General features: G+C 44.4%; 17 protein-coding genes. 16 read left to right on the top strand and 1 reads right to left on the bottom strand.

The window, feature by feature from the left end; genetic code table 11:
- Positions 1–92 precede the first annotated feature (92 nt).
- The 4 genes from ACTXGE_RS06175 (at position 93) to ACTXGE_RS06160 (ending at position 5,482) form a co-directional block, all read left to right on the top strand.
- Positions 93–1,064 (top strand): hypothetical protein, encoded by a 972-nt coding sequence (locus ACTXGE_RS06175; RefSeq protein WP_443542372.1) that lies wholly within the window; start codon positions 93–95, stop codon positions 1,062–1,064.
- Positions 1,065–1,104: 40 nt separating this feature from the next.
- Complete coding sequence (gspF, locus tag ACTXGE_RS06170) at positions 1,105–2,304, top strand: type II secretion system inner membrane protein GspF (RefSeq protein WP_443542374.1); 1,200 nt, start codon at positions 1,105–1,107, stop codon at positions 2,302–2,304.
- Between the two features lie 292 nt (positions 2,305–2,596).
- A complete protein-coding gene (gene gspG / locus ACTXGE_RS06165) occupies positions 2,597–3,109 on the top strand; it encodes a type II secretion system major pseudopilin GspG (RefSeq protein ID WP_443542376.1) in 513 nt (170 codons plus the stop codon).
- A 183-nt stretch (positions 3,110–3,292) separates the two neighbouring features.
- On the top strand, positions 3,293–5,482 hold the full coding sequence (locus tag ACTXGE_RS06160) for a cytochrome c biogenesis protein CcdA (protein WP_443542377.1): 2,190 nt from the start codon (positions 3,293–3,295) through the stop codon (positions 5,480–5,482).
- 185 nt (positions 5,483–5,667) lie between these two features.
- Here the strand turns inward: ACTXGE_RS06160 and ACTXGE_RS06155 are convergent, their stop codons facing one another.
- Positions 5,668–6,201 (bottom strand): DUF2058 domain-containing protein, encoded by a 534-nt coding sequence (locus tag ACTXGE_RS06155; protein WP_443542378.1) that lies wholly within the window; start codon positions 6,199–6,201, stop codon positions 5,668–5,670.
- A 339-nt stretch (positions 6,202–6,540) separates the two neighbouring features.
- Here ACTXGE_RS06155 and ACTXGE_RS06150 point away from each other — a divergent pair, with 339 nt between their 5' ends.
- The 12 genes from ACTXGE_RS06150 (at position 6,541) to ACTXGE_RS06095 (ending at position 19,635) form a co-directional block, all read left to right on the top strand.
- Positions 6,541–7,944: a phospholipase A gene (locus tag ACTXGE_RS06150; protein WP_443542380.1), complete on the top strand. Its 1,404-nt coding sequence runs from the start codon at positions 6,541–6,543 to the stop codon at positions 7,942–7,944.
- Positions 7,945–7,972: 28 nt separating this feature from the next.
- Entirely contained in the window at positions 7,973–8,776 is an 804-nt protein-coding gene (locus ACTXGE_RS06145) for a ComF family protein (protein ID WP_443542382.1), read from the top strand.
- Between the two features lie 222 nt (positions 8,777–8,998).
- Positions 8,999–9,493, top strand: coding sequence for a pilus assembly FimT family protein (locus ACTXGE_RS06140; RefSeq protein WP_443542384.1), 495 nt, complete (start codon positions 8,999–9,001; stop codon positions 9,491–9,493).
- Positions 9,493–10,083: a type IV pilus modification protein PilV gene (gene pilV, locus ACTXGE_RS06135; protein ID WP_435950172.1), complete on the top strand. Its 591-nt coding sequence runs from the start codon at positions 9,493–9,495 to the stop codon at positions 10,081–10,083. The genes ACTXGE_RS06140 and pilV overlap by 1 nt, the downstream gene beginning before the upstream one ends.
- Before the next feature lie 61 nt (positions 10,084–10,144).
- Complete coding sequence (locus ACTXGE_RS06130) at positions 10,145–11,212, top strand: PilW family protein (protein ID WP_435950173.1); 1,068 nt, start codon at positions 10,145–10,147, stop codon at positions 11,210–11,212.
- The gene (locus ACTXGE_RS06125; protein WP_443542386.1) at positions 11,212–12,015 is read left to right on the top strand and encodes a PilX N-terminal domain-containing pilus assembly protein; all 804 of its coding nucleotides are present in this window, start codon (positions 11,212–11,214) and stop codon (positions 12,013–12,015) included. Before ACTXGE_RS06130 ends, ACTXGE_RS06125 begins: the two co-directional genes overlap by 1 nt.
- 99 nt (positions 12,016–12,114) lie before the next feature.
- Positions 12,115–15,858 carry a pilus assembly protein gene (locus ACTXGE_RS06120; RefSeq protein WP_443560289.1) on the top strand — a complete coding sequence of 1,248 codons (3,744 nt, stop codon included), beginning with the start codon at positions 12,115–12,117 and terminating at the stop codon, positions 15,856–15,858.
- A gap of 1 nt (position 15,859) precedes the next feature.
- A complete protein-coding gene (locus ACTXGE_RS06115) occupies positions 15,860–16,357 on the top strand; it encodes a type IV pilin protein (protein ID WP_443542389.1) in 498 nt (165 codons plus the stop codon).
- Positions 16,351–16,842: a type IV pilin protein gene (locus ACTXGE_RS06110; protein WP_443542391.1), complete on the top strand. Its 492-nt coding sequence runs from the start codon at positions 16,351–16,353 to the stop codon at positions 16,840–16,842. The genes ACTXGE_RS06115 and ACTXGE_RS06110 overlap by 7 nt, the downstream gene beginning before the upstream one ends.
- Before the next feature lie 290 nt (positions 16,843–17,132).
- Positions 17,133–17,504 carry a prepilin-type N-terminal cleavage/methylation domain-containing protein gene (locus ACTXGE_RS06105; protein ID WP_443542393.1) on the top strand — a complete coding sequence of 124 codons (372 nt, stop codon included), beginning with the start codon at positions 17,133–17,135 and terminating at the stop codon, positions 17,502–17,504.
- A 150-nt stretch (positions 17,505–17,654) separates the two neighbouring features.
- Positions 17,655–18,032: a pilin gene (locus tag ACTXGE_RS06100; protein WP_443542395.1), complete on the top strand. Its 378-nt coding sequence runs from the start codon at positions 17,655–17,657 to the stop codon at positions 18,030–18,032.
- A 106-nt stretch (positions 18,033–18,138) separates the two neighbouring features.
- Positions 18,139–19,635: a fused MFS/spermidine synthase gene (locus tag ACTXGE_RS06095; protein WP_443542397.1), complete on the top strand. Its 1,497-nt coding sequence runs from the start codon at positions 18,139–18,141 to the stop codon at positions 19,633–19,635.
- Positions 19,636–19,683 lie beyond the last annotated feature (48 nt).

Here is a 19,683-nt window from a genome sequence, read left to right as displayed (position 1 = left end):
TGACAATCTGCCGAGCTTGAGGTACTATAAGACATAGAGTTCTTTTGCTTTATAGACTGACGCTTATTCAATTTTGCTACAAATGGTGTGTTATGATCCAATCAACTTCTAGACCTGATAATGAAAGTTTGCATCAAAAGTCAAGCTCTAGCGCAGCAGAGCACAATCAGCAAATGGTCAGTGAGGATACGATTGACAAGGCAGCTTTACTAGCGTTGTTTACAGTAAATGATGGCGATGACCATAACGATGAATACAACGTTGTCACTCGTACAGACGTTACTGTAGCTGATGCGCGCCTAGCGCTTTATCGCACTCAGTATCAGCGCACGCAGCTACTATATACTGTTGCAGCCAGTACGCGTCCGACGTATCTAGTACAGACACTCAAGTCACAGTTTGCTGAATATCAGCAACATCTGCTTGCACAAAATCTCGATAAACGCGGTCTTATCGATACCCAGCCTTTAGAGCGGCTATGGCAGCAGTTGCACGTGGTTGATGATATTATTGCCGATATTGTGCGTCACATGCCTGCCCAGCAGCCCGCAGGATGGCAGCTGACTTCGCAAGATGGTCAAAACCCGTTACGTCTGCCCACTATCGGCAAGCTCAAAAGCTCCAAACCGATAGCTGACAAGGCAAGTCTTAACAATTATGTCCTCAGTCACTTTGGTGTCAGCAGCTTTAGCTATGATCGCGGTTATTACATCGGTCATGTGGTCGGATATTTATTCAGCTGTTACTTTTGCGCGCACTTATCTGTTAGCTACAATGTGACCGCACTTGATGAGCACGCGGTGAGCGGTTATGACTACGCTAGCCTTGAGACGCCATATATGGTGAGATTGCTGCAAGGATTGGATGGCTATTGCAAAAAACGTATCTATCAGTTGGCTGTTATTTGCGCGCGCCTAAGCGTTTATGCCTCAGATAAACGTATTGAAAAAATGCTCATCGCTGAGGTCAATGATTTTGACAAAAAACTGCAGCAGCAGCATCTAGATGTTTTATTGCTCCAAGGCATGATGCCTGAGAGTAATGATTCCACTCCGCTATTTTAATTCACCTGTATTTTTGATGCTCGCTTAGGATACTGCTGTTATGCCCGCTTATCATTACAAGGCGCTTGATGATCAAGGCAGTATGAAAAAAGGCTTGTTAGAAGGCGACTCTGCACGCCAAGTACGTCAGCAACTGCGGGACAAAGCCTGGACACCAGTCGAAGTCAACGCCGTCAATGATAGGCAACAAAGCAAGAGCCGCTACAAAAAACCCTCTGCCTATGAGCTTGCACTGTTGACCCGCCAGCTCTCTGTCTTGCTCGCCGCCGGTATCCCGCTTGAGGAGACTTTAGCCGCTGTTGCCAAGCAATCCCCAAAAACCCATATCAAATCCTTGATGCTTGCCGTGCGCGCGCATGTGCTTGAGGGTTTGAGTCTGGCGCGTGCGCTACAGCAAGCGGCGAGCTTTCCGCCGCTGTATATCGCCACTATCGCAGCAGGGGAGAAGTCTGGTCACTTAGATCTGATTCTCAATCAATTGGCCGATTACACCGAAAACCGCTTTGCCCTACAAAAGAAAATCCAAGGCGCTATGGTCTATCCCATTGTGCTGATGGTGATGGCGGTCGCGGTTATTATGGGACTTATGAGTTTTGTAGTACCCAAAATTGTCAAAGTGTTTGAACAATCAGAGCAAGCGCTACCTCTTATTACCCAAGTCGTTCTGACCCTATCGAATGTTATTACTCAGTGGTGGTGGCTGATGCTACTGGTATTAGCGGGCGCCTCCTTTTTGTTTTACCGCTTTGCGCAGACGCAGGCGGGTAAGCTTACGATAGATAGTATTGTACTTAAGTTACCTATCTTAGCGCGGTTGTCCAAAGGCCTAAATGCGGCGCGCTTTGCTAGCACCTTAGCGATATTAGTGCGCTCAGGGGTGCCGCTGATAGAAGCGCTGCATATTGGCGCGGCAGTGGCGACCAACCTACATATCCAGCAAACCATTATCACTGCTGCCGACAGAGTGACCGAGGGCGCCAGTCTCTCAAGCCAGTTAGAAAAGTCTGCTTATTTTCCACCGATGATGGTACAAATGATCAAAAGTGGAGAGAATTCAGGCGAGCTTGAGAATATGCTCAGCCGCGCCGCCAACATGCAAGAGGCAGAAGCGACCAACTTTATCAGTACTTTGTTATCTTTACTTGAGCCGTTGATGCTGGTATTTATGGGCGTAATCGTCATGATTATCGTTATGGCGGTGATGCTACCTATCGTCAATATGAACGATTTAGCAGGCTAATTTAGCGCCGCGCTTTTGCTAAATGACATATCACTTAACTCTATCTAAGGTTTCGCAAGTTTTGCCCGCTGTTGTCTATTGACAGCGATTAATGTCGTTAAAGGAGTAGGTGGGCTATAGTAGATAGCACTGATGTCGTCGTTGAGATATTGGATAAGCGGCGGTTTGTGATGATAATTTGTTTGTCTTAGACAACTGTACTATAGTAACGTTAATTTAATCCAAGCTATAACCGCTTAATGAGGCTTTACTCTTTGCAAATTAAGCAACGACTACAACTGAGACCACACCTATGGCTGATACCCTACAGATGACTAAAACCAACAATACGGCAATCTTAGCGCCGCTTAATAATGATAATTTACCCTTAGCAAAAACGACGCCAGTTGTAAGGCGTCAATCAGGCTTTACCTTGATTGAGATCATGGTCGTCATTGTTATCTTGGCTATTTTGGCAGGCTTAGTCGTACCTAGAGTGGTTGGACAAAGCGATAAAGCTCGCGTCAAAACCACAGAAACAGCGCTCGCTACGGTATCGAACGCCCTTGACATGTATAAAGTGGACAACTCTCGCTATCCGACGACGGCGCAAGGTTTAGAGGCGCTAACAACGCCGCCCGCCGACGCCAAAAACTATCCAGAAGGCGGCTATATAAAAGGCGGCTATCCGACTGATGGCTGGGAGAACGAGCTGCAATATGTCGCCCCAGGCAGTGAGAATCGACCTTATGACTTGTTCTCATTAGGCGGCGACGGTCAGCAAGGCGGTGAAGGCTTAGATGCTGATATTTATGCCCAGCTATAAGTGTATTTAGTTATATTATTACTTAGTGCATAAGTAAATATAGCCATACCGATAGTAATAGCACGACATATCAATCAATAAGGTTTTATTGGTTGATATTTTTTATATTTAGATGTAATGGATAGATCGCTTTTTATTTATGACAATAAAAACAAACAAAGCGCAAATTATAGGTCAACGTTTATGTCATTAAAGAGTACCACGACCAAAAGCCAAACGACGAAAAAGTCCTATGCGCTTGCTATCGTATTGGCTAGCAGCTCGGTCGTGGGTGCGCTTGCTATGAGCGCGGCGCCGACCCAAGCCGCCAGTTTGAGCGATTTATTCGGTAATAAAAGCGCCGCCCAGAGCAGCTTTTTGCCAGTAGATGAAGCGTTTCAAGTCAATAGCACTAGCCAGGCTAAGACAATAGGTACGCGCTTAGCAATAAACTTTGATATCACCCCTGAGCATTACGTCTACAAAGATCAGATCAAGCTCACGTTGCCTGCAGGCATAAGCGCGGCGCCATTTACTTACAGTCAATCGCCAAAATCTATCGACGATCCTACCTTTGGGCAAGTACCTGTATTTGATCAGCGCAATATGGTGGCAACGACGACTTTGACAAATGCCACAGGTCAACCTATCGATAATGCAAAAATTGTCATCGGTTGGCAAGGCTGCGCTAAAGCAGGTCTATGCTACCCACCAGAAACAATTAATACGACCGTCAGCGTTGCGGTGACTCCGCAAAAAGCGCCGGCTAAACCAGCGGTGAGTGCAGCTACCAAAGCCGCTACTGACAAAAAAGTTGTTGATAATACTGATACTAAAAGTCCTGCTACGCCAGCTAAGACTGTAGCCGCGCCAGCTGATAATGAGACTGATACTGAGCAAAGCAATCTGAACACCAATGCGGCTATATCTGAAGCAGAGGCGACGGCGAATGATAAAGCGGTTTTTGTAGATGGGCAGATACTTACAGACGAAAACGAAGTATTAGACAGTAGCGCAGAGCCGATTGATAATAATGCTACGAGTACCCCTTTAGTCTCAAATAGCAGTACTAATGATGCTAGTTCAGAGACCATAAATAACGCAGATCCTAATGCTTTGGTTGATAGTGATCCATTTGGTTTGGCGACGCATCCTTGGCTGGCACTGATGCTATTGTTTGTGGCAGGGCTGGGTTTGGCATTGACCCCTTGTGTACTTCCTATGCTCCCTATTGTCGCTAATATTGTCGCTCGCCAAGAAAACCCAAGCGTCAAAAAGGGCGTGATATTGACGACCAGTTATGCGTTAGGCGTAGCAATAGCCTACGGGTTATTGGGCGCGGTTATCGCCATCTTTGGGGAGTCGCTCGGTATCATAGGCTGGCTACAAAACCCAGTTATCTTACTGAGCTTTGCCCTAGTGTTTGTGCTACTTGCCTTGCATATGCTCGGTGTCTTTAGTATGCGTATGCCGCGATTTGTCAGTCAAAAGATGCAAGGCTTGAGTCAGGCAGGTGATAGTAAGCTGGGGAGTACGGGCGGCAGCTTGGTTGCAGGGTTTTTGTCAGCGCTGGTAGTATCGCCTTGTGTATCAGCGCCACTATTTGGTGCGCTGCTGGCGGTCTCAACGATCGGTAGTCCAGGGCTCGGCTTTGCTGCGCTATTTATGCTGGGCTTTGGCTTGTCCGCACCGCTTATTCTTATCGGTGCTACTCAAGGCAAGATCATGCCAAAGGCCGGCGTGTGGATGGATTGGATCAAGCAAGGCTTTGCGCTGCTGTTATTTGCAGTCGCTTTGTTACTGATTGAGCGCGTGTTTGTCTCATCAGTGATGCTACTGGTATGGGCGTTGTGGTTTATGGTGGTGGCGATATGGGCATGGCGCTGGATCGGTCGCGGGCGCATGCTTACTCAAGCACTAGCACTCACTACTGGAGTTTGGGCGGCTTGTCTCATCATAGGTGCCGCTTTGGGTAATGAGGATAGCTTATATCCGCTAGCGTCTTTGAGTGCGACATCTGCCACCAGTGCAAGCATCGTTAATAGCACTGCTCGTGATGATAAAATGATTACCACACTGGCGCAATTGGATGCTATTACTGCTGCTAACCCCAAAGTTATCGTCGATCTCACCGCCGACTGGTGCGTCGAGTGCCGCATTATGGACAAAAACTTATTTCAAAACCGCCCCGCGCAAATGCAAGATTGGCAACTGGTACGCTTAGATATTACACAGACCACTGAGGACTCCAAAGCGATCTTGGCACGTTACCAACTCTTTGGCCCTCCTGCGCTCTTGTATTATCAAGATGGTCAACTGGTGACCCAGCAAGTAGGTGAAATTGGCCGTCAAGAGTTTGAACAGACGCTGACCACATTGAACACTCAGCTTTGATTTTCATTAAAGCCGCCCGCGATAATTTATTTATCGCGGGCTTCTTTAACTGGTTTGATATAAGACAATACAGCGAGATTAAAATAGTTTTTTGCAGCATCAAGCAGCGTAAGCGCAGCCCGTAAGAAAAAACTATTTCAATCGCGCTACAACGCGATGTCTCTGTTTTATTTGAAAGCTAAAAACTACCACATCAAATCATCTGGAATCACATAAGCGGCATAAGGATCGTCTTCGTCAAGCTCGGTATCAGACTTGTCATTTGAGACGACGATGAAACCTTCAAGCTTGGCATTGATACGATCCGCCAGAGGCCTTGGCAGCAAGGCATAACTGTCCTCAAGTCGTGCTATCACCACGTGACCGGCGACGATTTGCTCATAGAACTTTTGGGTCACGTGAATCTTTTTAATCTTAGCGTGATCAACGAACTGGTAGTCCACTTCTCCCTGCGTATCATGGATCTGATGCTGCTTAATCATCTGTACAATATTGGCTCTTAGCATCTTATCTTCTAACGCTTGTTGTTTTTCTTGATTGAGTTTTTGGTCTTTTTCTACTTTTTTTGCTTGCGCTGCAGCGAGTGCTTTTTTGCTCTCTGCATTTAAATCGTCGCCAGTACGTTTGGCATGCTCAGACTGTTTGCTTATTTTTTTGGCCTTTTTACTATCGACCAGTCCTGCTTTTAACAGCTGTGCTTGGAGAGCGTTTTTAGCCATATCTGATCACCTAAGTCTTTTATATAAAACGTAGATAGTAACAAATTTTGCAATAGCCTGTCACAAATGCCTGTAAACCCTAAGAGCGCTATCGTCTATATAAAGAATAAACAGGCTTAGAAAGTTTCGACTTATTAGTATTAATACTGGTATATCGTCAGCAATTTCATTACACTAAAGCAACAATATTAATGCATAGCAATAAAGACATCTCATATATAGTCTTTGGCGTTTATTAGCAGCTCTAATTTAAGTGTCACCTTTATTATCTATATCTTAATTATCTCAACCTTCTACTGGCAGCACCTTTAGGTTTATTGCCATAAATAAAGGACATCTATGCTTGCCCATTCATCTTCATCCTATCTGCATACTGATTCAAGCGAGCACCACCTTATGACCTCTAAGCGCCGACTGCCTACAACCTTAAGTGTCGCTATCACGCTAGCTTTAAGTGGCTTTACCATGCAAGCTTATGCACAAACTTATAATGAGCTATCCGTTGACGATGCATCAGTTGAGTACCCAAGCACGCGTACGTCACCCGTGATGGACGAGGTTTTGGGCAGCTCAAGCGCCCCTGCTGAGCGCAAAACCTTTGTAGCAAACCAAACCCAATTGTTCTTAGAATGTCAGGACTTGCAAGTGAGCGCCGCGCGGTTAGCCTGTTATGACAAGGTGGCATCGCAAGGCAAAACGCCTACCTATACAGAGACCAAGCAGCCTGTCGATCTGGCAAAGACGATTAAATCTACCATATCAGGCAATCCGCAAGTGGTACTGGCAAAGGATAACGGCGTAAGCAAAGTCAGCGAGGATACAGCAGCCTCCACTGAGTCCTTGGATACAGTGGGACTTACGCAAAGAGAAGCTGAAGTACTAGAAAACATAGGGGTGACGCAAGATGATATCGAAAAATATAGTCCGCTAAGTCTTGCCTATGATTTAGACCAAAACAGCGAGCGCGGCACTTGGACAGTCAGACCTTATCGTCCCAACTACGTATTGCCATTGTTTTATAGCTTTGATCCTAACTTGAATCCAACCTCGAGCAATCCAGATGAGCCAGGAGAAGAGTACACTTCAAACGATATCCGTAACACTGAGCTAAAGTTTCAGTTGTCGCTCAAGACCAAGGTGGGCGAGGATCTGTTCGATACCAACGCTGACCTCTGGTTTGGTTACACCCAGCAAGCGCACTGGCAGGTCTACAATGAGGACAACTCTAGACCATTTCGTGGTACCGATTATCAGCCAGAGATTTTTTTGACGCAACCTGTCACAGCCAACTTGCCGTTTGATGGGCGTTTGCGCATGCTTGGCGCAGGATTGGTGCATCATTCCAACGGACGCTCTGATCCTATCTCGCGCTCATGGAACCGCGCTTATCTAATGGCGGGCGCTGAATGGGGCAAATTCTCAATCGTGCCACGCGTTTGGGCGCGTATCAATAACGAAAGTGATAGTAGTGAGGACAACCCAGATATCGAAGATTTCTTAGGATATGGTGATATCAAATTCTTATATGATTTGCCAAAACAGCAAAGCCTCAGCGGTACGCTACGCTACAATCCGAGTACCAATAAGGGTGCGGCGCAAATTGACTATATCTATCCGCTATCAGAAAATGTCAATGGCTATGTGCAGCTGTTCCAAGGCTATGGCGAGTCGATCATAGATTATGATCACGAGAATACTGCGATCGGTTTTGGTATTGTCCTCAACGATTGGAAAGGGTTCTAATACGGGTGAATAAACCAAAGAGTGCCTTATGCATGCCCTAGCGTCTTATTTAAAGGCGCTTTATCCAAAAGTATCTTATTTAAAAGCACCTTACCAAAGTGGCTTGTGGCTGGCAGAGTATCTAAGCGTACACTGCCAGCTTTGTCGTCTTTATCCTAGTACATCAAAGCACCATCTAGATTATAATCATTCAAACTCACAGACCCTCAACAAGCGCTTTAGTCGTGGTCTACTATGCACGCACTGTCATCACGATATTGTCTGGCTACCAGCGCCATTTTTTGTAGATATCGCACCTAGTATGACGCTATCTATTCAGGCGGCGACCTATTACGACTATCCTATACGTCAAGCCATTCGCGCTTTTAAGCATCATGAGGATATGACAAAACTTGCTATCCTCGTCCATGTCTTACGTCAACTGCCGCGCCCGCATGGCTGTCATTATGCCAACAGCGTTATCATACCTATGCCAACGACTAATGCACGCCTAGTCAAGCGCGGTTTTGATCCTGTGAGTATCTTGTCGATACAACTCTCCAAACACTGGAACATACCGCTGTGGCATGGCGCCAAGCGTATCGACAGTACCAGTACCCAGCAAGGCCTGACCCGTAGCGAGCGTTTAAGTAACCTAGACAATGCCTTTGCGTTAACTCAGATGCCGCCAGTCAAACGCCTTATTTTATTCGATGATGTCGCAACGACAGGGGCAAGTCTACAAGCGCTTGCACGTACCTTTTATGAGCAAGTACCGCGCTCACATGCATCTACGTCCTCTAATGATAGCTATCAAATCCTAGCTTATGCCTTGGCACATGGCAGCCAATAGCAGATTTATCATTCCTAATTATTTTGTTGCTTATATGTTACCTTGTCGTTATATTAAATGCTCAGTTCACGTTATTAATGAAGTAGTTAACAGATATAACAAGACTCAGGCAGTATCAGCTCGTAGGCATGATGGAACAAAAATTGCACTGATATAAGCTATACCATTTTAGTCATCAAAATAGATGATAATAAAACAAGTGCTTATCAATAGGAATCAAGTGTGAACGTCTCTACAACACAGTTAGCACTTAAGCAGTCAGGATTTACTTTGATTGAGCTGATGGTCACCATCGCCGTCCTCGCTATTATTGTCAGTATCGCCGCGCCCAATATCAGCACGCAATTGGCCAATCAGCGAGTGAAGTCGACAGCTGCAACGCTTGAGAGTGCATTAAAAGAGGCAAAGGTTGAGAGTATTATTCGTCGGCAGAACATTACAGTTGCGTATAATAGTGCTTTGAAGACAATTACTGTAACTGATAGAAGTAATAGTGTTATAGCTAGTTATAACGTTAATAGGCAGAGTACTGTCAGTCAATCTATTACGCCTGCTAGTACTACTCAGGTCGTATTTCAACCGAATAAAGTGATAAGCGGGGCAGGCACTGAAGTTGTCTATACTATCTGCGATGATAGTTCTACTAACGAGACCTCAAGACATGTCACAGTTAACAAAATCGCTAATATCAGTGTTACAAACACTGGGAGCTGTTAATGAACAGTAATACTACACAGACAGGGGTAGGTTTAGTAGAAGTAATGGTTGCTCTGCTTTTATTAGCAGTAGCCGTATTAGGTTATAGTGCGTTACAAGGCCGAGCTATAAAAGCAACCAATGAGTCTTTTGAGCGTTCGCAGTCACTGGTCATGATGCGTAATATAGCAGAAAAGATTCATGCCAATCCTTTTGCTATCGAAACTTATGAAACTCAAATTAATGATATCGATTCTGTCACTGCGCCTAGTACTCAGTGTGGTCTTGATGGTGCGGCAGTAACGACTTTGTGTACCTCTGTCCAGCTTGCAGAGGCCGAAAGTTATAAATTTAAACTTGATCTACAGAATTATGATTTTCAGATACAGATGCATCCTTGTCCTAATACGGGTGGTAATGGCACTGATCCAACAACTAATATTATGTATTCATACTGTCTAATTTCCGCATGGGGTGATACTACAGCGACTATTGGTAGTGATGATGAGACAAACTGTTTAACGGCGCAAGTGGCCGCTACCGAAGATGTAGCCGAACAAGCGGGTGGCAATTATCATTCTGCAGCTACCTGTATGATGATGGAGATATAAGATGAATTCAAAGCATCATAACTCTATACACTCATGCGCTTCAAATAATAGTGTACCTACTATGCAAATTCTAGCTTTTACTAGAGTAAAAGGCTTTACTTTAGTAGAATTAATGATCTCTTTAGTACTAGGTTTGCTCGTTTCCGCTGCAGCATTGCAGATATTCTATACCAGTTCAGTCAACAGTCGTAGACAAGAAGCCAGCTCTCAGATTCAAGATAATGCTATTTTTGGCTTTTCTCAAATGCAGCAACACCTGAGACGTACTAACTATGGTGCCAAATCAACAGGGGCTTTTAATGAGTTTTTTATGAATCATTTGACCCCGCAGGGCGGAGTGGTACTCACAGCGCCAACGGGGGTCGCTCCTGTTACGACTCCTCCTACACCAGTCAGTTGGTTACAAGGTAATTTATCTGGATTAACACTAGATGGTGCCGCTATTCCAGTAGCTTTGTTATCTAGCAATGCCTCTGCTAACAGTACTAGCAATCTAAAAGGTATCGCCAATAGTGATCAGCTAACGATTCAATATCGATCGGATAGAGAAGGTACTTTTGACTGTGAAGGTGATGTGATACCACAAGGGTTCTATGTCATTGAACGCTATTTTGTGCGAACGGATACGACAGTTACTCCTAATGCACCAGGGTTAGCCTGTGCTTCAGCTATTTATAGTTATAACGAGACAACTGCTGGAGGCGCAACTGGTATAGATATAGCCAGTTACATCGTACCTGGTGAAACAGATGCCACAGCAAACAACTTAGCAGGTACAGGCACTATCATTATTCCTAATGTTGATTATTTTAGAGCAACGCTAGGGATATCCTCTAGCAGAGACTTCGCTACTGATCCTGCAAATTTAGATATAGCTTACGTACAGATTCCCGCAGCGGCAAATCTGGCAACAGTACTCGACACTAGGCGTATTGTCAGCTTGCAGATAGGTATATTAGCGCGTTCAAATAATCCAACCGCGACTGCGCAAAACAATAGTGATTTGACGTTCACAGTGTTGGATAAAGTCGATGCAGAGCTTAGTGACACTGTCGCAGCTGGGCCAACCTACTTACGTAATATTTACGAGACGACTATTTTGTTACGTAATGCTAGAGGAGGTCTATAATGAAACCTGAAACTATGAACTACCCTAAAGTGTCCACAAGTTTGCATAATCAATCTGGTGTCGCGCTAATTGTGGTTTTGTTAGTGCTTATTTTAATTATGATAGTAGGAGCAATCGCTGTTAGGCAGAGCACCACCGATCTCAAAGTGGCAACGGCTGATCAGGTTAATAAGTTACTGTTTCAAGCCAATGATGCTGCTCTATTAAAAGTTGAAAAAGAAGATCGCATCTTGAGTGCTGCTAGCCGCGAAAAGAACGATACTCTCAAAGGCTATATATCGAGTAGTGAGCGTGAAGGTCATAAGATCAGCTTTTGTGTTAGACCGCGTAGTACTAAGCTATTTAGTATTCTTGAGATTAGCGAACTCAATGAAAGTAATGCTTTATTGACTGACAAAAATAATGGCTACTGCAATCCTAATGATAGTAATGACTATGTTAGTGAAGGTCGGGTGATTACTCAGATGACCTTTGTACGACCTGAGAGCAGTGGTATTTTCTCTCAAGAAGGCTCAGGCACCTCGTCTAACAATGTTGAGCCTGCGACAACTGGGGTCAATGCCGCTATTGGCTGCACTACCTTTATCGGTTACGTCACTTCAGTCATACCAGCATTATCTAGTGCCACATTAGGCAATGCGAGTAGCAACGATACTACCTCTATCGCGGGCTGCTTTAAGCAGATGCGTACAGGATCTACTACTGTAGACAGCTGTCTAGCCGCACTGAGCGTGCCGTATCAGACCCAGCAACAGACTTATATCAACCAGCCGGTTGGAGTGACCTGTGTTTCTGGTAACTAGAATTATTTAAGCGACTGCTACTTTTAGCATGTCAGCTTAGAAGTAATAGATGACTAGCAGTTTATTTATAACAGCAATCAATATTTAGGGATGATTACTATGAGAGTCTTGAACAGAATCACAACTGATAGAGTCCACCCTATTATGAAAGGCTGGCCTATCAAAGTATTATCGACAGTCGTTTTGGCCTGTATGGCAACGAGTGCTGGTCATACTAGTGATCGTGAGATCTATCAAGCGGCGCAAGGGGGTAATGCCTCTATTCTGATGATGCTCGATAATTCTATAAGTATGAATAACAATAGTATTCTTGAAGACTATCCAGATATTAGGTTTCGCTTTAGTGGTAGTGATGAGATAAGAGAGCGTTTCTATAATGATGATGGTACGGATATTGGATACATTCCATACTCAGTAGAGTACTATAGACCATCAATAAATGGTGACAAATACTACAGTCGAATATCACGGCTAAAAATGGCACTAATTCCATTATTTGCCAATCCTAAAAGCTCTTCAGGATTTGGTGCAGACATTGATTTGACTAAATATAAAATTGGTTTAGGTAGCTTTTTTGGAGGAGCTCGGCAAGGTGGTGGTCAAGTTGATGCTCCAATATCAGATTTGACTCAAGCAAACAGAATATCACTAATTTATAAGATTGCAGGGTTAACGCCATCGACCTATACACCAATAGCGAATGCCTATGCTGCAGCAGGGGCATATATGTTAAAAGGCAATACCTCTTATTCATCTCCTATGCCTACGACGCCAGCCCAGTGCGATGGCTACGGGGTATACTTCTTGACCGATGGTGAGCCCAACAGTGTTTATTCAGAAAACACTACTCGTAATTTGATGAATAGCAGTCTATCGGGCAGTTCGCTGTCTGTTAGTAATATTAGTGATCCCAAGCTTCCCTCTGCAAGAACATATTACGCGTCAGGCGTAGACGCCCCTACTGGAGCATATGTCGGTACGCCTGGATGGGAGCTAATCGGACAATATGCAAAAGCATTAAACAATGACAATAACTCCAAAAAAGATGCCATCGCAACTGCAACTGTAGGTTTTGGTAGTGTATACAAAGAGTTATACGACAGACGGACGATAGTAGGAGGAAAAGATAACTACAACTGTAATGATCCTAGTGTCGAGAGTCAAGATGCCAAAAACTTATGTAATTTTGGCAAAAAAGATCAAGGCTTTGGTGAAGGTGGGTTTTATTACACTGCAGAGTCTGAAGATATTGCCAAGAGTGTCAAGTCATTCATAAAAGAAGTTGGTGAAACTGAGATTGAACCAATATCAGCAGGCACGATGTCTGTACCTCTTGACAGTCTAGGGGGACTAGAATCGCGTCAATTTGCTTATCTACCTATACTTGAACCTGTTCCTGGATCATCACAGCTATGGAACGGTAATCTCAAAAAATACAAGGTTAGAAATGCCACTTTGCTCGGTGGTAATAATAATTTTGTCTTCTCTGATAACAGTGGTCTGTTTGCAAAAAATACTTATGATTTATGGAATACTGTTGCTGCCTCAAGACCTGACCGAGGTTTGCCGCAAGTGGGCGGTGCTTACCAAAAGGTATTTGAAAATACAGGTGCAACCGCATCAGGCAGTCGCAATCTATTCGTAAATAACGGCAGTAGTTTAGTCAATCTAAAAGTCACCGCAGACAAGAAACCTGTAAACTTTAATAATTTGACGACGGCCAATGGATATACCAACCCCAAAAAAATCGCGCTACTAAATTTTATGGGATATGGTGAATCTACAAGCACGACAGTAACTGATGGCACCGCAATAACTGCCTCATTAAATACTGATCTGAAGAATGTCGGTGGTGTGCTGCACTCTATACCGCAGCTGATCACCAAAAAAGTAGCTGTCGATGCTACGGGCAAGTTTGATACTAGTCAACGTGAAGATTACGTAATATATGGTTCTATGGATGGCGCTCTGCATATGCTCGATGATAGCACGGGTAAGGAGGTCTTTACCTTTGTGCCCAAGCAGATCCTTGACTTACAACCCAAAGCACTTGCTGGCAATGGTACTGCCGAAGATGGCAGCTATCCTTATGGTGTCGATGCGCCTTGGCTAACGTACGCCTCTTACACTACAAAGTCTAATACGACAGGTACGGGCGATGCAGCTACCACTACGAATACTTTTGAAGCGGAGCAGAGCTTTGCATTAGGTGGTCTACGCATGGGCGGCTCTATGTATTATGCCCTAGATGTCTCAACTCCTAGTACTCCTAAGATGATATATAGCGTCGGTTCTAACTACGCTAATAAGCTACAAGATCAACTTGGAGCCACTCCAACAGTGCTAGCAGGTACTACAAGTAGCACCGTAGCAGCAGAAAAGCTAGCCTTCGCAAAAATGGGTCAATCATGGGGCAAGCCTGCTCTAGGCTACGTTAAAAGCGGCGGTAAACGCGTCATGGTGAGCTTCTTACCTGGTGGTTATGATACCTGCTACGAAGATCCAAAGTTTAAGCTTGGTTCTACTGTCACAACCAATACGGTTACAGGCTGTAATGGTAAAACGACAGCTCAAGGTAATGGCGTCTATATGGTGCAGATGGGTGAAGTTGAAACCAAAGCCAATAACGAAGAAAAAGTAAATGTCTCAACTGGTAATGGCAAGTTGTTATGGTGGGCTAATAATAGTGATACTAGTGTTACCGCTGCTTCTACTGCTACTAGTGCCTCATTACAGTATTCAAAAGCAGACGATCTTAAGCATAGCGTCGTGACTCAGATTAGAACCTTAGACCGCAACTATGATGGTCTGACTGATCATATCTACTTTGCTGATTTAGGCGGACAAGTTTGGCGCGCTGATATCAATAACAATGCAGATACCAATAACTTTAAAGTAGATCGAGTCGTTAAAGTGCTCGATGTCAGTGACCAAGTGGGTACTGGCGATGCGCCACCACGTATTTACGAGCGCCCGCTAATCACTTTTTATAATGGCAGGTACGGTTATATCGATGCGGACAATCAGTCAGGCACTGCTAGTGGTGTACAAGCTATGGTGACAGTAGGCACAGGAGATCGTAGTAATCCAGTAACTGCAACAAGGAGTGTTCCTAATGCGCTATACAGCGTCATCGATAAGGACGTGTCTCGTAGTGATCTATTCTTCTATGGAACAGGAACAGCGCCGACAATCAGTTTACGCACACCAATTAACAAGGTAGCAGGTACGACTTCTAGAAACGACAAACTACAAAAACTGACATTTTCTGCCGCTGATATTAGTGCAGCAGCGGTAACAGGAGGCGCACCTGCTAGGGCAGGCATTAAAGAAAACATGGAGAGAGGTATTGTCCAAGGCTGGTATATGCCGTTTGATACTTGGTTAAATGAGGCAAAGCAGACTACAGGCCCTTACAAGATGAAAATGTTCAATGAGCCTGATGCACTAGCTGGTATATTAGTGTCCTCTTCGTATAACCCTGATAAAGGTCAAGCTGTTCAAGCTTGTAGCGCTGGTGTCAAAGGGGCGACTCAACGCGAACGCACTTGTTTGCCCTTCGGTACCTGCCTAGATAGTAGTGGTAATGCAGTAGTAACTGCTCGCTCTACCTTCAATGCAGGTTCAGGTATTGTCGACAATATTGTCACCCAGTTTAATGATACCAGTATATTTAGTGGACTAGTGAACCGCTGTGAGGGTGACGACTGCACACCCAAACTCATCTGCCCAAATGGTGACTGTGATCCTGAGCCGCCTGCGTGTACGGGTATAGATTGTGACCCTCTAGCTGGCTTCAATACGGACAAACGCATCAACCCATTAAGCTGGATTGAGCATTGATATGGCTATACAAATGAATGATAAGAGCACACGACAAATAGGCTTTACGCTTATAGAACTTATGATTACTGTCGCCATACTCGCTATATTGGCAGCCATCGCAATACCAAGCTATCGCGCCTATATCATTCGTAATGCGGAGGCCGATGTGCAGAGCAAGATGCTCGCACTGAGTAATGAGCTTGAACAGTGGCGAGCCAAAGCCTTAACCTATAAAGGTTTTAAGCCTAATACTATTGCCGATACTACGGGCGCGATAAACTCACCGACTACTAATCCGCGTTATGTGATCACGCTGGGACATCTGACAGGACCGACGACTTTTAGCACCTTGCATCAAGGCGGCGGGCGCGCTAATAATTGGGTTATGATAGCAACGCCCATCGATATGGTAGGTGCAGACAACTTCATGCTAACCAGCCAAGGCGTACGCTGCGCTAACAGTGCTGATTTTGAGATCACGGATGCCGATTGTGGTACGGGACAGACGACATGGTAATTTACTATAGTACTACTACACATAGCTCGTCGATCAAGGCGGCGCCGCAGACAGGCTTTACCTTAATAGAGCTAATGATCGTCGTTGCCATCATTGGTATATTGGCAGCCATTGCCTATCCTAGTTATCAGGGCTACGTTGAGCGTACAAATCGCGCGGATATGATGAGTGAGATGCAGCAGATTGCAACCCGCATAGAGTCGAGTAAAACCAACTATAAGCGTTACGATAGAATTCCACTATCCTCTGTATTGTCAGGTACACCTGCTACGGATGGTAGCGTGAATTTTCCATCATCGGGTACAGCTTTATATATTGTTACTGTCACGCCTAATGATGCAACTACCCTTACTAGTAAAGATTGGACAGTTACGGCGGCCCCTATAACAGGTACACGCATGGCAGGCGATAGTAGCCTGACTTTAGATAGCACTGGAGAGAAATGTAGAGGGACTTATTGCGGGTCAGGTAGCGAATGGCAATAATGAATAAGTCATTGACAAAAAACGTCAGTAAATAGGATGCAAAACACAAGACAACTATCCGTACTGACAATTTTGAGTAAGTAATGGGTAACATAGGGTAGTATTTCGATGTTACTAGACTTAAATTTTTGATTTAACGACTATTTAAGAGCGTTCAAGACAAATACATATATACATAGAAGAGCATAGAGCTATAACTTGGCACGCTACATGCAACTATTATAATAAGAAAGCATTACCCCTATAACTGAAGATAAAGATATCTTCGTACTATCCCTAAAGGAGTTCCTATGAACGCTCAAAAAGGTTTTACCCTAATCGAACTAATGATCGTGGTTGCTATTATCGGTATCTTGGCTGCTATCGCTATTCCTGCTTATCAGAATTATACTAAACGTTCTGTTGATACTCAGTGCTTGGCAACTACTAAAAATTATACTGGTCAGTTGAACTTATATCTCAACGATCCAGCTCCAACAGATGATACCAAAGTAAGTAAAAAGCCTGCTATATTAAACTTCAATACAGCTAACTGCATCATTGCTGAACCAGCAGCTAATGCTACAGCAGTATTTGCTGAAGTTAAGAACGGTGAAAATAAAGAGGTGGAATGCACTTTAGCTTCAGGTCAATGTAAATTAAATGCAACAGCTACAACTTAATCTATGCAACTCATTATGAAGAAACCAAACGCCTTGTTTGGTTTTTTTATGCCCAAACCTGAAGTACAAAGTGTGGAACGATTATTATAAGGTGTTTGCGGTGATAGCAAATGCAGTAGCTAAACGAACATAATAGAGTTTGTCATTCATATGTATCCAACTTCAAGTTATTATACAGAAAAACAATCAGGCTTTACCTTAATCGAGTTGATGATTGTTGTTGCTGTTATTGGTATTTTGGCAGCTATTGCTATTCCTGCCTATCAAAGTTATGTAGGCAGAGCGTACAGTAATGCTTGTTTGTCAGAAGCGAGGAGCTATAGTATACAAGTTTATCTCGCTATTAACGATCCAAGGGTAGGTACATTGCCAGGAGCACCAGTTATTAGTTCTTGTCAGTCTATTACTAACGGTATTGGCTGGACGTCAGTTACACAACAAAAAATTATAGCTATTGCAAAATCTCCTTCTAATGCTCGTATAGAGTGCGATATCCCCAATGGGTCACCTTGTCGAGTTATCCCTTAATTCAAATCTCAAATAACTCTGTTCATCTCTACAAAATCACTCACCGTCCCATCTCACACAGAATAGTGTAAAATCATCACAAAATATTGTGCTGATGAGTCGTGCTATGCAAAACAAAGTCTTGGGTATCTGTCTAGTCATAGCGCTACTAGAGGGCTTTGCCGGTCTCGGTATCGAGATCTATGCCATTCGTATTTCCGCGACCTATATCGGCTCGTCGATCTCGATCACTGGTGTCATCCTCGCAATGGTGCTAATCGCTATCGCGGTGGGCTACTGGTATGGCGGACGCCTGTCACAAGATATCCATACACCAAGACAAGCGCTACTCAAGGCAGGACACGTCTTATCCTTGTCTGCCATTTCACACGCGATTGCTTGTATTATTCAATTACCACTACTGGCAGTGATGACTGCTAGCACGGATAGTCCCATCATAGCCGCTATCGGCGTCGGGTTATTATTCGGGGTAGGGTTAGCGTTTGGCTCGACCGCGATTCCACTGATTACCCAGTTTTTATCATTGAAATATAAAAGCTTGGACAATAATGGCAGTGTCGATGCAGGCAAGAACGCGGGGATGATGGTAGCGATTACCACCATCGGTAGTGTGCTTGGCTCGACGCTGACGCCGATTATACTACTGCCTTATATTGGCCTGATGAGTAGCTTGGCGCTATTTATCGCCGCCCTTGCGATCAGTAGCTATCTATGTACCAAGCTCGCTATACATATACATAGCGACGAGTCTACGAGCCCATCCGCGCCGACGCTCAACTATATGTTAGCGCTATCGGCGTTTGTAATGACCGCTGGCTTTATACTGTTGAACAAAACCGATACAGGCTATCAGACCGCGACGGGCGCTTGGTTTATCAACCAGACGGTTATCGATCATCAGCTGGCAGTGACCATCACTGATAAACCTGGACTGTCAACGAGTAGCTGCTGGATATATTTGCCCAAAAAGAACTGTCACTGGTATGGCAAGGTTACCGTAGAGGCTATCGATGAGATTGCACCCGAGACGCTTGTGTTCTTAGGCGGCGCGGGTATGGGGACACCTAGTGAGGTGGCGCATCATAATCCAGATATGGCGCTGACCGTTATCGATATTGACAAAGGCTTACCTAAGATTATCGAAGAACACTTTTTAAAAGCACCGATTGCGTCCAATATCAAGTTCATCGGCGATGATGCGCGCGGCTATTTGACGCGTAACGCGCAAGCACGTTATGACTTTATGCTGATTGATGCCTTTCAAGGGCGATTTGTCGCGAGTAACTTATATACCCTAGAGGCGCTGACTGGGTTTAAAGCCAATAGCCAATACATTATGGCAAACGTCATTGGCATGCCCAATAGCGAGCACGGCTACACCCAAACCATCTTAAAGAACTGGGTTGAAGTGTTTGGCGATTCCGCTTATATCCTGACTCAAAACGACAGCAGCAATTTACAAAACCTGATACTTTGTAATTTTGCTTGTCCAGATAGTCAAAAGCTTGCGCAAGCTGAGTTTTTAAATAAACATCAACATGTCCATACTGATGACGTACCGAGACTCGATCGATATTTATATCGCTCTATTGAGCGGTTGTGAGATATTTGACTAAAGGAACGTGTAGGGTGGACGATAGCGTATAAGTCT

The organism is Psychrobacter sp. T6-4, assembly GCF_052258425.1.
Classification (GTDB): domain Bacteria; phylum Pseudomonadota; class Gammaproteobacteria; order Pseudomonadales; family Moraxellaceae; genus Psychrobacter.
The sequence above is the reverse complement of the archived record's forward strand: the minus strand, read 5'-3'. Positions and strand labels throughout refer to the sequence as shown.